Source organism: Arthrobacter sp. MMS18-M83 (genome assembly GCF_026683955.1).
Classification (GTDB): domain Bacteria; phylum Actinomycetota; class Actinomycetes; order Actinomycetales; family Micrococcaceae; genus Arthrobacter.
Genome location: NZ_CP113343.1, coordinates 4891247 through 4912188, shown reverse-complemented (window position 1 = coordinate 4912188; position 20942 = coordinate 4891247). Strand labels below are relative to the sequence as shown.

Sequence of the window (20942 nt, the reverse complement as noted above, 5' to 3'; positions counted from 1 at the left end):
CTTCCCCTACAGTGGAAGGGCGAGAGGGTAGGAGGACGGGGTGCATGGTGCGAATCGGTGAAGCCGCCCAAGCTGCGGGCATGACGAGTAAGGCCCTGAGATTCTATGAAGAGTTCGGGCTGCTGCCAGTCGCGGAGCGCACCGCCAACGGATACCGCCATTACACACGCGAGACCATCAACAGGCTCGACTTCATTCGACGAGGTCGCGCCGCAGGGCTGGCCCTGACACAGATCCGCGAAATCCTGATCCTGCGCGACGCAGGCCGCTCTCCCTGCACCCATGTGAGGGACCTTCTTGCCGGTCAGCTGGCCGGCCTCGACGCGCAGATCGCCGAACTCGTCGCACTGCGCGCGACCGTCGCGGAGTACCATGCCGTCGCGGCTGCCGCGGACCCCGATGCGTGCGACGCCGGCCGGATCTGCAGCTACCTGTGAACGCCGCAGCACGATACGTTCGAGCCGTCGCTGCCGCGGTTGTCGCGACGGCGATGCTGAGTGGATGTGCGGCCCCGGCAACCCCGCAAAGCAACGGACCGGCAAGTGCGACCACAACCGCTCCCCTGGCTGTCCCTTTCTCCCTCTTCACGCACTGTGGCATTTACGAAGCGCAGGTGGAGGGTTCCTTCTTCGTCGCCGACCAGCCGCTCGACGACGGTCACGGCAACCCGCCTGCAGGCTGGGGCAACCCCTACCAGTCGGGCACTATCGCCGTGGAGGGCCAAAGTGCGGTCTTCCATGACGACAGGGGTCATACCGTGACTTTCCATGCACGACCTGGTGCCACCAGCTTCCTTAGAACTTGCTCCTGAGGCGTGGCTTGCGCGGAATGCTGATGTGTTGTCCTAGCAACCGAAGGATTTGGGTCCCGGATGCCATGATGGCAAATGAGCCCACCGACAAAGGGCAGACAACCGGTCCGGAAGAGGAGAACGGCCATGAACTCGACAATTTTGGTGACAGGCGGAACCGGCACGCTCGGGCGGCTCGTGTCCTCGCGCCTAGTGGACACGGGCAACGCCGTGCGCGTGGCGGGCCGTCACGCCCCTGCGCCCGGGCAGGTCATCGAGTTCGCGAGATGTGACCTTGACACCGGCGACGGAGTCGAGGCCGCGATGGAAGGTGTCCGCACTGTGGTGCATTGCGCGGGCGCGCAGAAGGGCGACGGCGAGAAGGCCCGCCGCCTCGTCGCCGCAGCGTCCCTCGCGGGTGTGGCGCACCTTGTGTTCATTTCTGTAGTGGGGGCGGACACGATCCCGATCGTGAGCGGCTTCGACCGCGCGGCTTTCGGCTACTTCGCGTCCAAGCGGGACGCCGAACTGGTCGTAGCCGGCTCCGGAATCCCGTTCAGCACCCTCCGGGCCACCCAGTTCTTCGAACTGACGATGCTGACGGCGCGGGCCATGGCCAAGCTCCCGGTCATCCCAGTGCCTAGAGGCTTCAGGTTCCAACCCGTCGACGCCGGTGAGGTCGCGGACCGGCTCGTCGAGCTCGCTCTCGGCGAGCCCGCAGGCCTGGTGCCCGATCTTGCGGGGCCGGTCTCTTACCCGATGGGTGACCTCATCCGGTCGTATCTCGCCGCGGCCGGTGAGCGACGCATCCTCCTTCCCGTGCCGATGCCTGGAAGGGCGGCCAAGGCCATCCGAGAGGGCGCCAACCTGTCCGTGGACAGGGCCGTTGGGCTGAGGACTTGGGAGGAGTTCCTCTCCGAGCGCGTGCCCGGTGACCCGAGGGGGTGATGCCCTGTTCACGCCGTGCGCAGGCGGAACTGTCGGCCAACTCCGATCCGCGTCGGAGGACGAGGGCTCAGCAGGCTTGCCCTGATTCCATCCGCGAGCTCCCCGGCAATTCGCGCCGTTCGTATGTCTGCCCGTAGGGAACGTCATGGCTGATGGCGACCGTGTAGTTGGTGTATCCGTGTTGGGTAACAAGGATGCCGTGGCTGTGGTTCTGCATGGCGTGCATGCGGGCGATTTCGACGGCGGTGTTCAGGTCGTTTTCGATCGTGTCCGGGTCGTGGGCTGTGATTTCCAGGACGACGTCCGAGTGGCGTTTGATCATCGTGGTCTCTTTCTCGGCGGGGGTGTGCCAGGCTCTCAATGGGGGAGGGCTTCCCGGGCCCGGCGTATCCGGGGAGGCGGAAAGCGGTGGTTCGAGAGGGGTCGCCCGGCATTCTGTGATGGGGCGGTGGCTGGCCGTTATGTCCGGCAGACTGGATCGGCGGAAGTATTTCCTGCGGATCTGTAGTTAGTCTGAATGATCAGCGGCCCGCGCGCAAGACGAAGTTTGAAAAAGTCGACCGGGCCGCTCTGGGTGTTACGCCCAGCCGGCAAAACGCCGGGGTCGATGACGGGCGGCCTTCGCATTGAATCATGCCGAACTCGCCGGACGTGGCCGGTCTGCGCGAATGGCGGTTGCCGCCTCGGCCAGAGCGGTGTAGTTGTGTCCGCTGATGAAAGCGTCACAGTAGGGCAGTGCTGCGGCCATGCCGCCCGCTAGGGGTTGATAGTTCACGCTGGCTTTCCTCGGATTGACCCAGACGATCCGGTAGGCCAGGCGCCTTAGCCGCGCCATCTGTGCGTCCACTAGCTCCGGCGCGTCCTGGGCCCAGCCGTCGGAAAGCACGACAATGACGGCGCCCCTGGCCAGTCCGCGGCGGCCATGGCCATCGATGAATGCTCGCAGACTGTCCGCCAGCCTTGTGCCGCCCGCCCAATCCGGGGCGGCAGCGGCTCCGAGGGCCAGGGCTTTGTCTGCGTTCCGACTCGAAAGCTGGCGCGTCAGTCTGGTCAGCCGGGTGGAAAACACGAATGCCTCGGCCTGGGCCCCGGCCACTGCCCCTTGCAGCAGGGCGAGGAATACCTGGGTGTACGGTTCCATGGAGCCGGAAACGTCGCACAGGAACACCAAGCGGCGCGGACGCGCGCGACGGCGGGCATAGACAAGGCAGCTTGTGTCGGCACCGGTGCGCCGAGCCGAACGGATGGTCCGCCGTAAGTCCAGTTTGGCGCCGCCGTGCGCCCATTGGCGGGTCCGACGGCTTCGGCGCTCCGGGGTGGACAGCACGATGCGCCGCACCAGTTGCCGTACTTGGGCTGCTTCGTCCGGGGTGAGCTCGGCGAAGGACTTCTCATGCAGGTGCTCGTCGGCCGAGGCCATGGCCAGGATTGCCTCTCGCTCCGGTGCGTTGGGTTCGTCGGCCTTGCCTGCGTCGGGGGAGGCGATGGGTGCCCGCGACGCTGGGACCCGACCCTCCGTATTGGCCGGGCGTCGCCCCGCTGGTGCCTCCCGGGTTCGTTCCTCCGCGCCGATCGCCCGGGGACTGTTCGCATCTCCGCGGGTATCAGCAGGATTCAGCATCCCGTCGAATGCGGCCGAAAAGACGGAGTCGAATACCGGCAGCTGTTCCCGCGAGGACACAAGTACCACCCGGCAAGTCCAGTACAGCGGATCCCGGGCAACCGGGGGCACAATCCTGAGTGCCCGCGCTAGCCAAGCCGCCCGGTCGGGCGAGCCAGGCAGCCCCGCCCGCCGCAGGGCCGTGCTGAACCCGACCGCCAGGGCTGCAGCATCGACGGCGGCCCGGCCATCCTTGAGCGCGTACTCAGTCATGGCCGGCTCCGGCCACCCAAGCCGGGCCCCGGGACCACGCAGTATCCAGATCGTCGCGATTCTTCAGGACCGAGCCCCAGGTCTGTTTCACCGCTGCTGGATCCAATCGTTCCACGCCGAGCACCGTCAGCGCGGAAACCCAGTCGATTGCCTCCGCGATGCCGGGGGGTTTGGCCATGTCCAGGGACCGCAGCCTGGTGATGGCGGATGCGGCATCAAGGGCGAGAGGCTCGGCGCTCCCAGGCACCTTGCGGCGAACGATCGCGGCGATGCGCTCGGGCTGGGGGTAGTCGATCCAGTGGTAGAGGCAGCGCCGTGTCAATGCGTCGTGCAGATCCCTGGTCCGATTGGATGTCAGGACGACGACGGGCGGGTGCGTGGCGCGGATAGTGCCCAGTTCGGGAATCGTCACGGCGGCCTCGGCCAGCAGTTCGAAAGTGAAGGCCTCAAACTCTGCGTCGGCCCGGTCGATCTCGTCCAGCAGCAGGACGGCCGGACGAGGGCCGGGATGCTCGATCGCCTTGAGGAGCGGGCGGCGCAGCAGGTACTGTTCCCCGAAAAGGTCGGCCTCTTCCATGTGGACGTCCCGGACCTCGGCCAACCGGATGCCCAGAAGCTGGCGTTGATGGTTCCACTCGTAGAGTGCCTCACCTGCGTCGATGCCTTCGTAGCACTGCAAGCGATACAGGGGAGTGTCCAGCACCTTGGCGAGCGCCTTCGCCGCTTCGGTTTTCCCGACGCCGGCCTCGCCCTCCAGAAGGATGGGCTGCGGTAGCCGGACGGACAAGAACAGTGCGGTGGCCAGCCCGACGTCGGCCAGGTAGTCGCCGTCGTCCAGCGTGGACATGAGCGCAGCGACGTCGGGGACCAGACGCCGCACATCGTCTTCCGCCCCCGCCCGCGCAGGCCCGGTCATCGGGCACGTTCCAAGGTGTCGGCGCCCCGCGCAGTGCCGGACCCTCCGATCGCCGGAATGATTCCGGGAGTCGGGAGCTCAAGGCGCAGTGGCATAGCGCTCCGGATCGGCGAGGAAGGCTCTTCTGCATCCGGCAGAACAGAAGTAGTACGTCGCCCCGTCGTATTCGGCGTGCAGCGTAGACTCCACGGCAGCGACGCTCATGCCGCAGACAGGGTCCACGGCGGTTGCTGGTACGGGATCCGCCGGCACCGCGCCCGCCGTCGCAGTCTCCGGCGTCGCACTCTCTGCAGCCGCGCCAAGGTGACGCACGGACACCAGCTCTGCCAGTATCGACAGCGCAATCTCGGCGGGTGTTCGGCCTCCCAGCAGCAGCCCGGCCGGGCTGTGCACACGCGCGCGCTGGCCGTCGTCGACGTCGAGTGAGGCCAGGACGGCCGCGCCGCGGGTGCGGCTGGCGACAAGGGCGACGTATGGCACCCCAATCCGGAGCGCGGCCTCCAATGAGGACTCCTCGTCCCGGCCCTGCGACGCGACGATGAGGGCGGCGTCATCGGCCCGCGGTTCTGCCGCTGTTCCGTTCGTGAGCTCCATGTCCAGGTCGAGGATCGCACCCAGGGCGCCCAGGGCTTGTGCCACGGGGGTTGCGCCGACCACGACCACCCGGGGAGCGGGCATCTGCGGCTCGAGGAAGATCTCCACCGCTCCACCGCTGAGGCAGGGGTTTGCGACCTCCACGGCGCCTTCCTCGTGGATGCGGGACGGCTCGCCTGGGACGACGCGCAATAGCAGCGGTTCGTGCCTGGACAGCGTCTGCAGGCCGTATTCGCGTACGGAGGCCTCGACGCAGGTGCCCCCAAGGAATCCGTCAATTTCGCCGTTCGCGAGCACCAGGGCCGTGTCGCCGGCATGGGCACTGGTGGGGTGCTGGGCTCGCACTACCGTGGCACGCACAAACGGTTCCCGGCGTTGTACAAGTTCCTGCGCCCTCGCCGCCAAGGCTTCTCCGTGCAGGGGCATGTCACACCGGTGGCCTGGCTCGGCCCTGCATGGCCTCCCAGACCCGGGCCGGGGTGCAAGGCATGTCCATGTGCGTCACGCCATACGGAGCCAAAGCATCGACGATGGCGTTGACGATGGCCGGCGGGGACCCGACAGTGGCCGACTCGCCGATACCTTTGGCGCCGATGGGGTGGTGCGGCGATGGCGTGACGGTGAAGCCGGTCTCCCAGTCCGGGACTTCCATCGCCGTGGGGATGAGGTAGTCCATGAAGGAGCCGCTGAGGCAGTTGCCCTCCTCGTCGAAGGCGATGATTTCCATGAGCGCCATCCCGACGCCGTCGGTCAGCCCGCCGTGGACCTGGCCCTCGATGATCATCGGGTTGATCCGGGTCCCGCAATCGTCCACCGCGATGAAGCGCCGGACCTTGACCTGTCCGGTCCCGGCGTCGACGTCTACAACGCAGATATAGGCACCAAACGGAAACGTCAGGTTGGGCGGGTCATAGGTTACTTCCGCGTCGAGGTTGCCGTCGATACCTTCTGGCAGGGCAACAGTGCCGTGGGCGCCGAAGGCGATCTCGGCGATTGTCTTGCCGACGCTCGGATCGCCCTTGACGAACCAGCGGCCCTTTTCCCACTCGAGGTCCTCGGGCCGGGCCTCGAGCATCGCGGCGGCAATGAACTTCGCCTTGTCCCGGACCTTGCGCGCCACAAGCGCCACTGCGCCGCCGCTGACCGGGGTCGACCGGCTGCCGTATGTGCCCAAGCCGAAGGGCGTTTGGTCGGTGTCGCCGTGGACGACGTCGATGCTCTCGGGTGGGATGCCGAGTTCCTCGGCCACGATCTGGGCGAACGTGGTTTCGTGGCCCTGACCCTGGCTCTGCACTGAGATCCTGACGACGGCCTTGCCGGTGGGATGGACGCGGAGTTCGGCGCCGTCGGCCATGCCGAGCCCGACGATGTCGAAGTGCTTGCGCGGCCCGGCGCCGACGGTCTCGGTGAAGAAGGAGACGCCGATGCCCATCAGTTCGCCGCGCTCCCGCTTTTCGGCCTGCTCGCGCCGGAGATCCTCGTACCCGGCCATTTGCATGGACAGCCGCATGGCGGGCTCGTAGTTGCCCGAATCGTAGACCCAGCCGGTCTTGTTCGCGTAGGGGAACTGTTCCGGCTTGATGAAATTCTTCAGCCGAAGCTCTGCCGGATCCATCCCCAGTTTCCGGGCCAGGATGTCCACCATGCGCTCGACCAGGTAGACCGCCTCTGTCACGCGGAAGGAACACGCGTAAGCCACCCCGCCGGGCGCTTTGTTGGTGTAGACGCCGGTGACCTTGCAGTAGGCCGCTTTCAGGTCGTAGCTCCCGGTGAAGATGGAGAAGAATCCCGCGGGGGTCTTGGTGGGCTGCGCGGTTGCATTGAACGCGCCGTGGTCGGCCAGAACGTTGGTGCGGACGGCGAGGATCTTGCCGTCCTTGGTGGCCGCGATTTCGCCCTGCATGATGTAGTCGCGTGCGAACGACGTCGACATCAGGTTTTCCGAGCGATCCTCCACCCATTTCACCGGCTTGCCGGTCACGATCGAACCGACGACGGCCAGGACGTAACCGGGATAGATACCCACCTTGTTGCCAAAGCCTCCGCCGATATCGGGGGAGACGATGCGGATCTTGTGTTCCGGGATTCCGGCGACTATGGCGTACAGGGTCCTGTGGGCATGCGGGGCTTGCGTTGTTTCGTAGAGGGTCAGCCTGCCGTCTACCGGATCGAAGTCCGCCACGGCACCGCAGGTTTCCATGGGCGCCGGGTGCACACGCGGGTACACAACCTCTTGGGAGACCACGACGTCGGCAGTGGCGAACACTGCCTCGGTTTCGGCTGCATCACCGATCTCCCAATCGAAGATCCGGTTGTCTGTCCGCCCTTCGATATCGTCACGGATGACCGGCGCGCCGGGGTCGAGGGCGCGGCGGGCATCAATCACAGGCGGCAACATCTCGTATTCGACGTCGATCAGCTCCAGGGCGTCCCGGGCGGCATAGCGGTCCTCCGCGACGACGAAAGCGACCTCTTGGCCCTGGAAGCGGACCTTGTCCGTGACGAGGACTGCCTGGACGTCCGCCGACAGGGTGGGCGCCCAGGCGAGGTTGAGGGCCTGCAGGTCTTTCCCCGTAATGACGGCGAGTACCTTGGGATGGGCCAACGCCTCCGTGGTATCTATTGAAACCAGCCGGGCATGCGCGACGGGTGCGCGCAGGATGGCGCCATGCAGCATGCCGGCCAGCACGATGTCGTCGATGTAATTGCCCTTGCCGCGGACGAACCGTGGGTCTTCCTTGCGCTGGAGGCGGCCGAACCCGATCGGGCGGCCGGGGTCTCCCGCCGCCGGGTTGGGTGCATGCTCCTGGGTGGTGGTCATGCCGTCACCTCTTCTGCGATGGTCCCGCCGGCGCCGCCGTCGTCCGTCTCAGCGTCCGCACCGAGCGGGTGGGCGGCGGCCCATTGCACCGAACGGACAATGGTCGCGTAACCGGTGCACCGGCAAATCTGGCCGGAAATGGCTTGGCGGATCTCGGCGTCGTCGGGATGCTGGTTGCGGTCCAACAGGGCCCTGGCGGTGAGCATCATTCCCGGAGTGCAGAATCCGCATTGCAGTCCGTGTTCTTCCATGAACCCCTGCTGCACCGGATCGAGCGTCCCGCCGACCGCCAGTCCCTCGACTGTCCGGATGTCGTGTCCGGCGGCCATGGCTGCCAGCACGGTGCACGATTTCACCGGCTGACCGTCCATCAGGACGACGCAGGTTCCGCAGTTGCTGGTGTCGCATCCCCAGTGCGTGCCCGTGAGTCCGAGGTTCTCGCGGATGAAGTGGACCAACAACACTCGGGGTTCGATGTCCCGGGTGACTTCGTCCCCGTTGACCGTCATGCTGATCTGCATGGCGTTCAGCCTTCCTGTGCACCGGCAGCGCGCGCACACGCACGCCGCAGGACCCTGCGGGTGAGTTCGTCCGCCAGATGCCGTTTGTAATCGACCGGTCCGCGCTGGTCGTCGACCGGGTGGCAGGCGGCGGCTGCGATGCGGGCGGCCTCGATGAACAGGTCTTCATGCGGCTGCCGTCCGCGAAGTACGGCTTCCGCCTCGGGGACAGTGCCGTCCAGTCCAACCGCCGTCAGCCCGATTGCGGCCTCTTCGACTGTGCCGTCTTCGGAGAGCCCGACGGCGGCCCCGGCCGCGACGACCGCCCAGTCACCCACCCGGCGTTCCACCTTTTCATAGGCGCTGCCCGAGCGCGGGCGGATCATGAAGCGGATTTCGCACAACAGTTCGTTCTGGGCCACGGCGGTTTCGTAGGGACCGCGGTGGAAATCCGACATGGAGACGATCCGTTCGCCGCCGGGCCCTCGGACCACGGTCTCGGCACGCAGGACATCGCACACCGTGGACAGGTCTTCGGCTGGATCCGCTTGGCAGAGCGAGCCGCCGATCGTGCCACGGTTGCGGACCACGGGGTCCGCGATCACGTGCTCGGCGTCGCGAATTATCGGAAAGAGTTCGGCGACATCGGTGGACTCGAGGAGCGCTGTGTGCCGGGTTAATGCGCCCACTCGCAACTGGTCACCTTCCCGGCGGATGAATTCCAGTTCCGCTAGGTCATTGATGTCGATCAGCCACTCCGGCCGGGCCAGCCGCAGCTTCATCATCGGCAGCAGGCTGTGTCCCCCGGCAATGACTCGAGACTCCGGACCATGGCGTTCAAGGAGTGCCAGCGCGTTTGCGACGTCGCTCGCGCGCTCATAATCAAATGGAGCCGGAATCTGCATTGTCCACCCCTTAGGGCCAGACGTCCTGCAGGTCGTAGGACGCGGATCTATGATCAGTCTTATCCCCGCCAATGTGAGTGTCAACATCGTCAAGAGGGAAAGATCATAGCCACGTCGATTGGCGAGGGAGGGCTGCATCCGGCCGCATTTGGGGCTCCAGAGGGATCGTGGATTGTTGATGCCTTGGGGCAGCGACGCACGGATCCGCTCCCGGCCGCGGCCCTCAGGAGTAGGGTTTGCCTTGGCTGACGAAAGGGTCCAGATGAGCTACAAATATCGAACCGTCCGGGTACGCGGTACCGACTTGGTTGGAACCATTGCGCGGAAACACGGGGGTGCGCCGGAGATCTACGAAACCTCGAAGGACGCGAACACGTCAGTAGTTCCAGTGTTCTTCCAGGCAACGGGCGAGATCCGATTCTTCGACAGGTCAATGTTGGAAGACGTGGTGACGCCTGCCGGTTAGCGGGTCAGCGCCTGGCGTTGACTCGCCTCAAGGCCACGAGGAGACTTTCTTTTGGGGGTTGCCTCGCCGAAAGGAGCCCCAAAATGCCGTGGCATGTCGAGGGTACGTATTTTGAGAATTGCAACTGCGACATGGTCTGCCCCGTGCTCCACTTCCGGGCTGACCGCACCTGCCGACAACGAACGCTGCAACGTGGCGTTGGCCTTCCACGTGGAATCCGGTGACGTAAACGGCGTCGACGTCGGAGGCCTCACCGTCTGCGTCGTCGCCGATACACCCGCACTGATGGGTGATGGGGGGTGGAAGCTCGGAGTCCTCATGGATGCTGCCGCCTCAACTGAGCAGGCCGAAGCGCTCGGTGCAGTCTTCGGTGGCCAGCTCGGCGGACCGATGGAGGGCCTCGCCCCATTGATCGGCGAAATGGCGGGCATGGAGTCCGTGGAAATGGCCTACGCTGACGATGGACGTATGCACCAGGTCCGCATTGGCAGCGCCGTCGACATGGCGGTCGAGGACTTCGTGTCTCCCCTGGATCACACAGGACTGGGAGTGAAGATCAGCGGGGTCGGATTCCCGGCGGACACTCTGGCAGCCGGCACGTCGAGCATTGGCCGCGTCGACGTGTTCGGGATGACTTGGGATAACGCCGGGAAGAACTCCTTCTCGGCCCCCTTTGCCTGGTCGGCCTAAGGGCCCTGAGTTGATTGGAACCATAGCGCGAAAACACGGCAGCGCCGGAGATCTTCGAAACCTCGAAGGACGCGAACACATAGGTCGTTCCAGTGTTTTTCCAGGCAACCGGCGAGATCCGATTCTTCGACAGGTCAATGCTGGAGGATGTCGTGACGCCGGCCGGCTAGGAGCAGTGGCGCGTCCTCGGAACTGACCAGAAAACGTTTGATTTCGGGGGCCCTGCGACCTGTGGTCGCTGACGGCGGCTTTTGTGGCCCACACTTGGCAGGTGCGTACTCTTGGTGTTGAAGAAGAATTTCTGATCGTGGATCCTGACAACGGCAGCCCCGTGCCTCTTGCTGGCGACGTGTTGCGCATTCATAGCGCCGGTCGCCAGGGAACGAATCCTCCTTTCCGCCCGACGTTGGCGATCGAGCTTCAGCAGGAGCAACTTGAGGTCATCAGCTCTCCGCACAGCAGCCTGAGTGCACTCGCCGCAGAAATACGTGCTGGACGCTCTTACGCCGATTCGCTCGCTCGGAAGGCGGGCGCGAGAGTTGCCGCCCTCGCGACGTCGCCGCTGCCGGTCACTCCCCATGCAACCAACACCGAGCGCTACGACGCACTTCTGGAAAAGTTCGCTCTGACGGCCAGAGAGCAGCTGACCTGCGGATATCACGTCCATGTTTCCGTTGATTCGGATGAGGAAGGCGTCGCAGTCTTGGACCGGATCAGGTCCTGGCTTCCGGCGCTGACTGCACTGAGCTCGAATTCCCCGTTCTGGAACGGAGCCGACAGCGGTTACGCCAGTTTCCGGACCCAAGCCTGGAACCGATGGTCCAGCGCCGGTCCCACGGAGGTATTCGGGTCTGCCGCGGCTTATCATTCCTTGGTGTCGGACCTGTCGCGAACCGGGGGGGTCATGAGCCCGGATTTTGATGCTCGCCTGTCCGCCCGGCACCCTACAGTCGAGATCCGCGTCTCCGATGTTTGCCTTGATGCCCGGGATACCGTCCTGATTGCGGCGTTGGTGCGTGCCTTGGTGGACACTGCCGCCAGGGAATGGAAGTCCGGAAAACGGCCGGACATGGTTTCTGCCACCGTCCTGCGCCAGGCCACGTGGCGAGCGAGCCGGTTCGGCCTGCGCGGAGAACTGCTCGACCCGAAAACCCATAAGCCCGGCACCGCAAGGCATGTCCTCGCCGCACTCCACTCCCACGTCCGCGATGCTCTGGAAGAAACCGGGGACGCACACTACGCCAAGGAGGGATTGCAAAGGATCCTTAGCCAAGGCACGGGAGCTGCCCGGCAACGGCAAGCCCACGAACGCACCGGCAGTCTCTCCGGAGTCGTCGCATATGCAACAGGCGTTACCCACCTCGAACCCGTAGATCACCGGCACACCGGCGAACCATACATCGCGCCAGACGCAGGCACTGCCTCCCTCGTGGCGAGCTAATGCGCCGCGGCGAGGCATTTACTGCCTAAACCAGAACCAGGAAGGAAGCCAATGCCTGAGGGCAACAATTCCCCCAACAAACGCACGACGTCGGCGATCTGGTCCGACGGCCTTGGCCGCGCCGGGATCCGTTCAGGGCAGATGCTCCTGGTCATCAGCCTGGCATCGGTGATTCTGTGGGCTTTAACCAGGGTGCCCCTCGCCGTTATCCCGGTCACGATCGCGCTCATTCTTGCCTCAGCAATTTCACCTCTTGTACGTTGGTTGACTGCTCGCAAGTGGCCCCGGGCACTCGCTGTCTCAGCTTCGTTCGTGGGGATCCTTGCAGTCTTCGGCGGAGTCGTCACCGGAATCGTTTTTCTTATTAGGGAGCAATCCAAGGAGCTTGCCGTGAAATTCACTGCTGGCATCGACCAACTGCACCAATTTCTGAACAACGGCCCATTCAAAGTCAGCGACGAACAACTCCGCTCCGTGATCGATTCCGTCCAGCGTTTCTTCGCGAGCACCACCTTCGGTGCCGAAGCGCTCACCGGGGCCCGTACGGTCGGTGAAATTCTGGCTGGCTTGGTTCTTATGGTGGTGATCTTGTTCTTCTTCCTCAAAGATGGCGAAAAGATCAGGAATTTCCTCTTCGGATTCCTCCCGGCCGGTCACCGAAGCAAGGCCCATCTGGCTTCGGAACGAAGCGCCACCGTTCTGGGAGGCTATGTCCGGGGCACGGCTCTCATTGCAGCAGTGAACGGCGTGATCATCGGGACAATCCTGCTCATCCTCGGTGTTCCGCTTGCCCTACCTCTGGGCGTCTTTGTGTTTGTCGGCGGGTTCATTCCTATCGTTGGTTCCACTGCGGCCGGCACCCTCGCCGTGGGTGTCGCTCTGATCTCGAACGGTCCGGTGACGTCCCTCATCGTCCTCGCCGTCCTCATCGCGGCCAACCAGCTAGAGCATCACTTCCTTCAACCCGTTTTGATGGGTAAGGTCCTGAGAATTCATGGACTGGCCATTTTGCTTGCCTTGGCCGTTGGCACGATGCTCGCAGGCATTATCGGTGCCTTGTTGGCCGTACCGACCGCCGCCGTTGGCTGGACTGCTATCAGGACGTGGACCGGGCGCGACGACGCGGCTTCGGCTGGTATCTACCCCACCGATGGAACGGTGGCCTGAACAGGGATCACTGCCGAAGCCCGACCCTACGGTTGCAGCCCGACCCTACGGTTGCGCGAGGAGTTCGTCGTGCAACTGCTGCAAGTGGGACGTTTGAGCTGCCAACGCTCGCGTGGTCGGAGGGGGAGCGGGTGCCCGAACGTCCGCGAGGGGATCGTCAGTGCGGGGGACGGTGAGCCTCAAGGCCCCGCCGACGTCCGGTGCCGCTGCGTCACGGCGAGTGAGTGCTGGTAGATTCCAACGACGTTCGACGGTCGCGAGGATGCTGGTGTGATCGAGCGGGACCGAACCGGGAGCCCGAAAGACGGTGCCACGTGGGATAAGTGGACTGATCAGTACCGTTGGCACCCGCGGCCCGAAACGCGTGAAATCGAAACCGAATTCCCCCGGCGCGTTGTCCGGTGGCGTCGCGCCCCACGGCGGGGCGACGTGGTCGTAGCAGCCGCCGTGCTCGTCATACGTGACGATCAGCAGGGTGGAGTCCCAGTCCGGCCCATCGTGGACTGCACGATAAGCGTCGAGCAAGAACTGCTCGCCGAGGGCGACGTTGTAGTTGGGGTGTTCGCTGTTGCCGGTCGCGGACCATGACGGCTCAAGGAAAGCGTAGGCGGGGAGCTTCCCGGCTGCCGCGTCGGCCTGGAAATCGGTAAACAGGCCAATGTTCGACGCCGGAGCATGCCGCGTGTCGTCGAAGTCCAGCTTGGTCAGTGGAGACTCTGTTTCGCCGTAGATTTTCCACGGGATGCCATGACGGCCCAAGTGCCCGAATATGCTCGGGACGGTGAATCGCTTGGCCTTGTCATCCAGGTGTCCTTGGCTGGTGCCGGCGCACGCGAAGGCCCGGTTGGGCATCGTCATGGTGGGAGCTGATGCGAACCAGGCGTCGCAGACGGCGAATCCCTCCGCCATCGTAGACAGCACAGGCAGCGCCTGCGGGGTGTAGCAGCCCATGATCATTTGCTCGGTCGTTCCCGGTACCACATGCCAACCCTTGGCCAGGTTGTCCTTGATGGCGCCCGCATAGTTGGTCACGAAACCAGTCATCGAGGAGGCAGCCCCGGCTTCCGGCGCGCCGGCGCTGCCATAGAGCTGGTCGTTGGTTGCCTGGTATCCCTCTCCCGGGTCGGCGCCCGGCATGAAGTAGACGTCGGCGGTCGACGGAGTCAACCGATAGACGGTGACCGGACTGCCGTCGGTGCCCGGGCAGGACTCGGTGCCTGTGAGGCCGTCAAACGGCTCGCCGGTGGGGGATACATTGCCGGAGTCGGCATAGAGGTATCCGAGCATATGGTCGAATGAGCGGTTCTCGAGCATCAGTACGACGATGTGCTCGACGGCGCTGAGACCACTTGCCGTCACGGTGACCATCCCCTTCGAAGAGAGCTCCTGCGCGTGCTGAACAGTCTCCCACGCCGGGGTCCTCGTGGCTACGCCGAAAGAGCCGAAGGAAACGGAGGCGTAGCTGGGAGGCGTCACTCGGCAAACGGCCGCTTTCGCTGCTGTTTCGTCGCCGCCCGCTGTTCCTTTGCGACTCGGTGCCGACGCTTCGAGCTGCGGGTGGGTTTGGTCGCCCGGCGGCTAGCAGCTTCCGGAGCAAGACCCTCCAGGACAAGGTCGGAAAGCTTGGCCAGGGCGATCTCCCTATTGCGCAGCTGGGAGCGCCGCTCGGAGGCGGTCACGGTGATCACCCCGGCGATGAGACGTCGTCCGAGTCGCGTGACCAGAATCAGCCGCTGGTCATCAGAAAGCGCCGCGGAGTCCGCGACATTCCACGAGAGTTCGACGCGGCTGTCCGAGGTATTGACGTGTTGACCGCCGGGTCCGGACGAACGCGAGAACCGCCAACTGAGTTCCGACGTCGGAATCGTCAGCGCGGGCGACACCTCAAGATCCATGCGACTAGCGTTGCACGATTTGGGCGGGATCAAAGCCCCGCCCGCGCGGGTTCCAGCTCAGTGTTCGGATGTTTTCGCGGCTTTGATGGCGGCCTTGGCAGCCTGCTTGCTGGCGCGCACTTTTCTCAGCGACTCCGCGTCCACGATGTCGGCGACGGAAAGGAACGCACTCTCCCGGCCATAAGGCTCGGCAGCCTCACGCCAGCCTGTAGCCTGAAGTCCGCGCTGCTTGCCAAGCAGCGCCAGGAAGATCTTTGCCTTTTGCTCGCCGAAGCCGGGCAATTCCTTCAACCTGCGGAGCACTTCCTGGCCGTCAGGGCGGTCCTGGGTCCAGATGGCAGTTGCGTCGCCGTTCCAATCGCGCTGTACGATCGCGGCGAGGTCCTGGACTCGGCCGGCCATGGAGCCGGGGAAGCGGTGGACGGACGGACGCTCCTTGAAGATTTCAACGAAGCCTGCCGGGTCGTATTCGGCGATTGCGGCAGGGGCCATGGATCCGATGCGCGTCCGGATTTTTTCAGGTCCGGCAAACGCAGACTCCATGGTCACCTGTTGGTCAAGCAGCATGCCGATGAGAAGTGCGAACGCGTCATCGCTGAGCAGTTGGTCGGCGGCGGGGTCGCCAGTGATATGCAATTCCATGCGCCCATCCTCCCACCTGCACTCATGATCCGCTGCCACAACCGGGCCCCGGTTTTGAAGACGGGGCCCCGCGCGCCGTGATGCGTATTAGGCGACCCTGCGGCGGTAGGTTGCCATGGCGAATATGTACGCGATGACGAGGATGCCGACACACCAGGCAAGGGCGAGCCAAATGTCGCTGCCCACAGGCTGTTCCGTGAACAGGTCCCGGAGCGCGTTGACGATGGACGTCACCGGCTGGTGCTCAGCGAAGGCGCGCACCGGGCCGGGCATCGTGGCCGTGGGCACGAACGCCGAGCTGATGAACGGCAGGAAGATGAGCGGGTAGGAGAACGCGCTCGCGCCGTCCACGGACTTCGCGGTGAGACCGGGGATGACGGCGATCCACGTCAACGCCAAGATGAACAGGACCAGGATGCCCGCGACCGCGAGCCAGGCCAGCACTCCCGCCCCCGAACGGAAGCCCATGAGCAGTGCGACGAGCACGACAACCACGAGCGAGATCAGATTGGCGACAAGTGAGGTCAGCACGTGCGCCCAAAGCACGGACGACCGTGCGATCGGCATGGACTGGAATCGCTCGAAAATGCCGCTTTTCATATCCAGGAAGAGCCGATACGCCGTGTAGGAGATGCCCGAGGCAATCGTGATGAGCAGAATGCCGGGCAGTAGGTAGCTCACATATGAATCCGAGCCAGAGTTGATCGCGCCGCCGAAAACATAGACGAACAGCAGCATGAAGGCGATCGGCATGATGGCGGTCGTGATGATGGTGTCCATGCTGCGCGCGATGTGTCGAAGGGATCGTCCCAGCAGGACCGCGGTGTCGCCGAAGAAATGCGTGGTCATCGTAGTTCCTTACTCGCTCGCGCCGTGGCCGCGGTCACGGCGTCGTCGTTGTCGTTGTCACCGACTATGGCGAGGAAGACGTCCTCGAGGGTCGGCTGCTTCTCGACATATTCCACCTTGGCAGGCGGGAGCAGCTGCTTGAGCTCGGTGAGGGTGCCGTTCACAATGATCCGGCCCTCGTGGAGGATCGCGATCCGGTCGGCGAGTTGTTCGGCCTCATCCAGATACTGCGTCGTGAGCAGCACCGTCGTGCCGCGCCCGGCGAGTTCCTTGACGGCCTGCCACACCTCGATGCGCGCCTGGGGGTCGAGCCCGGTGGTCGGCTCGTCGAGGAAGATGACGGGCGGAGTCCCGATGAGGCTCATCGCTATGTCGAGGCGGCGGCGCATGCCACCCGAATACGTCGCGACCTTCCGTGCGGCCGCGTCAGTCAGCGAGAAACGATCGAGCAGGTCAGCCGCGATTGTCCGTGGATCCTTGAGGTGCCGCAACCGGGCGACCAGCACGAGGTTCTCCCGCCCGCTGAGGATTTCGTCGACGGCCGCGAACTGTCCGGTGAGGCTGATGGACTCCCGCACCTCCGCAGCTTGCGTGGCGACATCGAAGCCGTTGACGCTGGCGGTCCCAGCGTCGGCCTTGAGCAGTGTGGACAGGATATTCACCACCGTGGTCTTTCCTGCCCCGTTTGAGCCGAGGAGGGCGAAAATGGTCCCCGGTGCCACGTCGAAGTCCACGCCGCGCAGTACGTGTAAATCCTTGTAGGACTTTTCCATGCCCTGCACGCGGATTGCGGGTTCGCGGGTGATGGATGCACTGGTCATGAGTCCTTCTCCTCTGCAACTTCGCCTGCGGCCGCGTCGATCGCCTTGATCAGGCGCTCGCGTTCCTTGTTGATCCACTGACCGCCCGTGTAGTTTTGCATGAACGTTTCCGCGAACTCGACGGGGTCGTTACCGACGATTTCGCGGATCGGCGTTCCGTCCGCGGCGCTCTGCTCGAAGAGGTCGGCGAGATCGCCGAGCATCGACACCAGCACATCGCCCTTGGTGATGGCCCCGAAGTACATCAGGTACCGCTCCAGCGCGGTCGCCGCCGCGCGATAGTCGGCGGGAAGCCGCTCCACGCGGGTCTTGTACTGCCGGTACTGCTTCTTCTGTTCGAGCGATCCCGTAAGCTGCTCGATCCACCCTGCGGCCATGTTACTTTCCTCCTTTTCGGAGCTGTTCCAGTCGTTCGGACAGGAAACTCCACGTGTTCCAGAATTCGTCCAGTTCTTTCTTGCCCTGCTCGTTGAGCGAGTACACCTTGCGTGGGGGTCCTTTCTCGGACGGACGCTTCTCGACGTCGACGAGGCCTTTCTGCTCGATCCTGACGAGCAGTGCGTAGACGGTGCCCTCTGCAATATCGGAGAAGCCCTTCGCCCGGAGCAGCGCAGTGATTTCGTACCCGTACGCAGGGTTCCCGGTCAGGAGGGCAAGAACGATGCCCTCCAGTGTCCCCCTGAGCATCTCCGTCATCTGCTTGCCCATTGGACTTCTCCTCGACTACTCAGTGTCACTAGCTACTGATACATAGTATCGCTAAGTACCGGAAGTGCAAGCCCCCATCGATATAGTTGCGTCATGCCCGAGAAAAGGCGCGGTTGGGTGGGCCGGGCAAGTAATTCACCGGCGTGAATGGAGGGAAAGCCCTTGGTCAAGGTCCGCATGATCGTGCCGGCCAACGTGCGCCACCGTTCCGGCGGCAACATCTACAACGCGAGGTTGGTTGAATCCCTCCGTGCCCAAGGCGCGGAAGTCGCCGTCCACAGCCTTGACGGTGGCTGGCCTTCCGGAACCGCCACGGACAAGAGCCATCTAGCCGCGGCGCTCGCCGGAGACAATTTGTCCATCTGCATTGTCGATGGCCTGATTGCCACGGGAGCGCCCACGGAAATCGAGACCGCTACCGCTGCCGGGCGCAGGGTCTGGGTGTTGCTCCACATGCCCGTTTCCGGAGAACTGGACCTTGAAATGCGTGCACTCCGCGCCGCGACCGGTCTTCTTTGCACCGGTTCCGGTACCGCCGAAGCCGCCAAACGGTGCGGCCTGCCAAACGTGCATGCAGCGACCGCCGGCGCAGATCGCCCTGGCAAGCGGGCAATTCCCCGGGGACCTGGAGGAAAGCCAGGACCGTCCGGGGCTTCGGAGGCGCCGCACTTCATCATGGTTGGTGCCCTGCTTCCCAACAAGGACCAGATCCTGTTTGTCGAGGCGTTGGCGCGGATCAAGGATCTGGCCTGGACAGCGGCGATTGTGGGTTCCACAACCGCTGATCCGTCCTACGCATCGGCCGTGCGAGAGCGCATCTTTCGGCATGGACTCGAGAAACGCGTGGAACTACGAGGCGAACATTCCGGTCCGGCTTTGGAGGAACAGTGGCTCCGCGCGGATCTCAGTTTGCTGGTCTCGCATTCTGAGTCCTTCGGCATGGTCGTCCAGGAATCGCTGGCTTACGGTATACCGGTAGTGGTTCGCAAGGGGACCGGCGCCGTCGAAGCGCTCGGAGCCCACGGGGCCGGCGAAGCAATCGATCTTGCCCCGGGAACCGGATCTTTGGCGGAGATGCTCCAAAGATGGCTCAGCGATTCGGCGCTGAGGAAGAGATGGCAGGATGCGGCTGCGGCAGCCAGCCAGGTGTTGCCGCGATGGGAAGAAACGGCCTGCGAAGTCCTTCGCATCGTCGCCGGTACGCGTCATTAGCCTCGCGCGCGAAGCTCCCGCCGAAGGATCTTCCCCGACGCCGATTTGGGAATCGCGTCAACGAACTCGACGAACCGCACGCGCTTGAACGGCGCAGCGTGCTCGGCCACGAACACCATGACGTCCTCGTCACCCAGCTCGGCCCCGGCCTGCCGGACGACGAACGCCTTCGGCACCTCCTCGCCGTCGTCCGCCGGCACTCCGATGACCGCGGCGTCCGCAATCCGGGGGTGGGTGAGCAGGAGTGCTTCGAGTTCGGCGGGCGCGATCTGGTAGCCCTTGTACTTGATGAGCTCCTTGAGCCGGTCGACGATCGTCACGACGCCGCCGGCCGTAACCGTCGCGATGTCGCCCGTGCGGAGGAAACCATCCGGGTCGATCGTGGCGGCCGTCGCGTCCGGCCGGTTGAGGTAGCCGAGCATGACCTGCGGACCTCTGACCAGGAGCTGGCCGCGCCCGGTCTCCCCCTCGGAGGGCAGCGGGATCTCTTCGTCGGTGGCAATGTCGAGGAGCTTGCACTCCGTGTTCGGGATGGGGTAACCAACGGAATCAAGGGGAACAGTGTTCGCGTCCTGAAGGGGAATTGAATGGGACACCGGACTGAGTTCGGTCATGCCGTATCCCTGAAGCATGACGCACCCGAGACGACGCACGACGGCGGCGCCCAATTTGCCGTCGAGCGGCGCCGCTCCGGAGACCACGACGCGGACGGACGAGAGGTCGTACTGGTCGACGAGCGGGTGCTTCGCGAGCGGAACCGCGATCGGCGGGGCGATGAACAGGTAGGTGCAGCGGTAGTCCTGGGTGATCCGCAGGAACTCCGGGAAGTCGAACTTCGGCATCGTCACGAGTTGCGCGCGCTCGGCGAAGGCGAGGTTGAGCAGGACGGTCAGGCCATAGATATGGAAGAACGGGAGGACGGCGAGCAGCACATCGTCGGGAGTCAACCCGAAGCCGCTGTTCTGGGCAACGTTCGCCACGAGGTTGTACTGGCTCAGCATGACGCCCTTTGGGATGCCGCTCGTGCCCGAGGAATAGGGGATGACGGCCGTGGCGTGGGGGTCGACGCGCACGTCCGGAGCGGGGAGGCCCGCGCCGAGCGCTTCGGCGAGGGAAGGATGTCCGGCAGCGGCGGCCGCGTCGCCGCCGTCGAGCACCACGAGCCGCTCGGCCGGTATGCCGGCCGCCTGCGCCGCGGCTCGGGCCCGCTCAAGGAACGGCGAGACGGTGAAGAGCCACGAGGCACCAGCGTCGACAAGCTGGCGGCCGACTTCATCGGCGGTGTACAACGCGTTGACGGTGGTGACGGCGGCGCCCGCGCGGAGGATCCCGTGGAAGACGACGGCGAACGCCGGGATGTTGGGGCAGAACAGTCCCGCGGTGGTTCCCGGCCCGGCATCCTGGCTAGCGAGCCAGCCGGCGAGCGCATCGATGCGCGTAACAAGCTCGCGGTACGTCGTTTCGCCGCCAGCCGTGCCGTCTATGAGGGCGACCCGGTCCAGGTCCTCAACGCTTAGCCCGCCGAACAGGTAGTCGTACAGAGTGGCTTCGGGAATCTCGACGTCCGGGTAAGGGCTGGCGAACATAGCGGCTCCTTCGACGCACGACGGCGGGAGTCGCCGTCGTGCGTCCATTACACCCGGTGTCCGGGGCAGGGACAAGGGGCGCCCCGCCTGAGCATGCTCGTCTTCCGGCACGGTGGGC

The 20942-nt window shown here is 64.6% G+C and carries 23 protein-coding genes; 8 read left to right on the top strand and 15 right to left on the bottom strand.

Going from position 1 to position 20942, the window contains the following annotated elements; all coding sequences use genetic code 11:
- Window positions 1–47: 47 nt before the first annotated feature.
- From OW521_RS23140 to OW521_RS23130, 3 genes are all read left to right on the top strand, one after another.
- Window positions 48–437, top strand: a complete 390-nt coding sequence (locus tag OW521_RS23140) for a heavy metal-responsive transcriptional regulator (RefSeq protein ID WP_268026074.1) — start codon at window positions 48–50, stop codon at window positions 435–437.
- The gene (locus OW521_RS23135) at window positions 434–811 is read left to right on the top strand and encodes a hypothetical protein (RefSeq protein WP_268021788.1); all 378 of its coding nucleotides are present in this window, start codon (window positions 434–436) and stop codon (window positions 809–811) included. The genes OW521_RS23140 and OW521_RS23135 overlap by 4 nt, the downstream gene beginning before the upstream one ends.
- Before the next feature lie 126 nt (window positions 812–937).
- Complete coding sequence (locus OW521_RS23130; protein ID WP_268021787.1) at window positions 938–1738, top strand: SDR family oxidoreductase; 801 nt, start codon at window positions 938–940, stop codon at window positions 1736–1738.
- Window positions 1739–1805: 67 nt separating this feature from the next.
- Here OW521_RS23130 and OW521_RS23125 read toward each other — a convergent pair whose 3' ends face one another.
- The 7 genes from OW521_RS23125 to OW521_RS23095 all read right to left on the bottom strand — a co-directional run bounded on the left by OW521_RS23125 (window position 1806) and on the right by OW521_RS23095 (window position 9347).
- A complete protein-coding gene (locus OW521_RS23125) occupies window positions 1806–2060 on the bottom strand; it encodes a hypothetical protein (RefSeq protein WP_268021786.1) in 255 nt (84 codons plus the stop codon).
- A gap of 309 nt (window positions 2061–2369) precedes the next feature.
- Window positions 2370–3611 carry a vWA domain-containing protein gene (locus OW521_RS23120; protein ID WP_268021785.1) on the bottom strand — a complete coding sequence of 414 codons (1242 nt, stop codon included), beginning with the start codon at window positions 3609–3611 and terminating at the stop codon, window positions 2370–2372.
- Entirely contained in the window at window positions 3604–4527 is a 924-nt protein-coding gene (locus tag OW521_RS23115) for an AAA family ATPase (protein WP_268021784.1), read from the bottom strand. Before OW521_RS23115 ends, OW521_RS23120 begins: the two co-directional genes overlap by 8 nt.
- A gap of 78 nt (window positions 4528–4605) precedes the next feature.
- Entirely contained in the window at window positions 4606–5547 is a 942-nt protein-coding gene (locus tag OW521_RS23110) for an XdhC family protein (RefSeq protein WP_268021783.1), read from the bottom strand.
- A 1-nt stretch (window position 5548) separates the two neighbouring features.
- Window positions 5549–7942 (bottom strand): aerobic carbon-monoxide dehydrogenase large subunit, encoded by a 2394-nt coding sequence (locus OW521_RS23105; RefSeq protein ID WP_268021782.1) that lies wholly within the window; start codon window positions 7940–7942, stop codon window positions 5549–5551.
- Complete coding sequence (locus OW521_RS23100) at window positions 7939–8463, bottom strand: (2Fe-2S)-binding protein (RefSeq protein ID WP_268021781.1); 525 nt, start codon at window positions 8461–8463, stop codon at window positions 7939–7941. The genes OW521_RS23105 and OW521_RS23100 overlap by 4 nt, the downstream gene beginning before the upstream one ends.
- Before the next feature lie 5 nt (window positions 8464–8468).
- Complete coding sequence (locus OW521_RS23095) at window positions 8469–9347, bottom strand: FAD binding domain-containing protein (RefSeq protein WP_268021780.1); 879 nt, start codon at window positions 9345–9347, stop codon at window positions 8469–8471.
- 241 nt (window positions 9348–9588) lie between these two features.
- On the opposite strand from OW521_RS23095, the gene OW521_RS23090 reads away from it, so the two are divergent.
- The 4 genes from OW521_RS23090 to OW521_RS23075 all read left to right on the top strand — a co-directional run bounded on the left by OW521_RS23090 (window position 9589) and on the right by OW521_RS23075 (window position 13111).
- Window positions 9589–9813 carry a hypothetical protein gene (locus tag OW521_RS23090; RefSeq protein ID WP_268021779.1) on the top strand — a complete coding sequence of 75 codons (225 nt, stop codon included), beginning with the start codon at window positions 9589–9591 and terminating at the stop codon, window positions 9811–9813.
- Window positions 9814–9924: 111 nt separating this feature from the next.
- Window positions 9925–10503, top strand: coding sequence for a DUF1326 domain-containing protein (locus OW521_RS23085; RefSeq protein ID WP_268021778.1), 579 nt, complete (start codon window positions 9925–9927; stop codon window positions 10501–10503).
- A 307-nt stretch (window positions 10504–10810) separates the two neighbouring features.
- Window positions 10811–11944 carry a glutamate--cysteine ligase gene (locus OW521_RS23080; RefSeq protein WP_268021777.1) on the top strand — a complete coding sequence of 378 codons (1134 nt, stop codon included), beginning with the start codon at window positions 10811–10813 and terminating at the stop codon, window positions 11942–11944.
- Window positions 11945–11995: 51 nt separating this feature from the next.
- Window positions 11996–13111 carry an AI-2E family transporter gene (locus OW521_RS23075; protein ID WP_268021776.1) on the top strand — a complete coding sequence of 372 codons (1116 nt, stop codon included), beginning with the start codon at window positions 11996–11998 and terminating at the stop codon, window positions 13109–13111.
- Window positions 13112–13156: 45 nt separating this feature from the next.
- Here the strand turns inward: OW521_RS23075 and OW521_RS23070 are convergent, their stop codons facing one another.
- The 7 genes from OW521_RS23070 to OW521_RS23040 form a co-directional block, all read right to left on the bottom strand.
- Entirely contained in the window at window positions 13157–14587 is a 1431-nt protein-coding gene (locus tag OW521_RS23070; RefSeq protein WP_268021775.1) for an alkaline phosphatase family protein, read from the bottom strand.
- Window positions 14584–15006, bottom strand: a complete 423-nt coding sequence (gene arfB, locus OW521_RS23065) for an alternative ribosome rescue aminoacyl-tRNA hydrolase ArfB (RefSeq protein WP_268021774.1) — start codon at window positions 15004–15006, stop codon at window positions 14584–14586. The genes OW521_RS23070 and arfB overlap by 4 nt, the downstream gene beginning before the upstream one ends.
- A gap of 57 nt (window positions 15007–15063) precedes the next feature.
- A complete protein-coding gene (locus OW521_RS23060) occupies window positions 15064–15648 on the bottom strand; it encodes an HhH-GPD-type base excision DNA repair protein (protein ID WP_268021773.1) in 585 nt (194 codons plus the stop codon).
- A gap of 87 nt (window positions 15649–15735) precedes the next feature.
- Window positions 15736–16497 (bottom strand): ABC transporter permease, encoded by a 762-nt coding sequence (locus tag OW521_RS23055; protein WP_268021772.1) that lies wholly within the window; start codon window positions 16495–16497, stop codon window positions 15736–15738.
- Complete coding sequence (locus tag OW521_RS23050) at window positions 16494–17318, bottom strand: ABC transporter ATP-binding protein (RefSeq protein ID WP_268021771.1); 825 nt, start codon at window positions 17316–17318, stop codon at window positions 16494–16496. Before OW521_RS23050 ends, OW521_RS23055 begins: the two co-directional genes overlap by 4 nt.
- Window positions 17315–17695 (bottom strand): DUF1048 domain-containing protein, encoded by a 381-nt coding sequence (locus OW521_RS23045; protein WP_268021770.1) that lies wholly within the window; start codon window positions 17693–17695, stop codon window positions 17315–17317. Before OW521_RS23045 ends, OW521_RS23050 begins: the two co-directional genes overlap by 4 nt.
- 1 nt (window position 17696) lies before the next feature.
- Entirely contained in the window at window positions 17697–18026 is a 330-nt protein-coding gene (locus tag OW521_RS23040; RefSeq protein WP_268021769.1) for a PadR family transcriptional regulator, read from the bottom strand.
- Between the two features lie 162 nt (window positions 18027–18188).
- Here OW521_RS23040 and OW521_RS23035 point away from each other — a divergent pair, with 162 nt between their 5' ends.
- A complete protein-coding gene (locus OW521_RS23035; RefSeq protein ID WP_268021768.1) occupies window positions 18189–19238 on the top strand; it encodes a glycosyltransferase in 1050 nt (349 codons plus the stop codon).
- Here OW521_RS23035 and OW521_RS23030 read toward each other — a convergent pair.
- Window positions 19235–20824: an AMP-binding protein gene (locus OW521_RS23030; RefSeq protein ID WP_268021767.1), complete on the bottom strand. Its 1590-nt coding sequence runs from the start codon at window positions 20822–20824 to the stop codon at window positions 19235–19237. The two genes, OW521_RS23035 and OW521_RS23030, sit on opposite strands and share 4 nt — an antisense overlap.
- Between the last annotated feature and the right edge of the window lie 118 nt (window positions 20825–20942).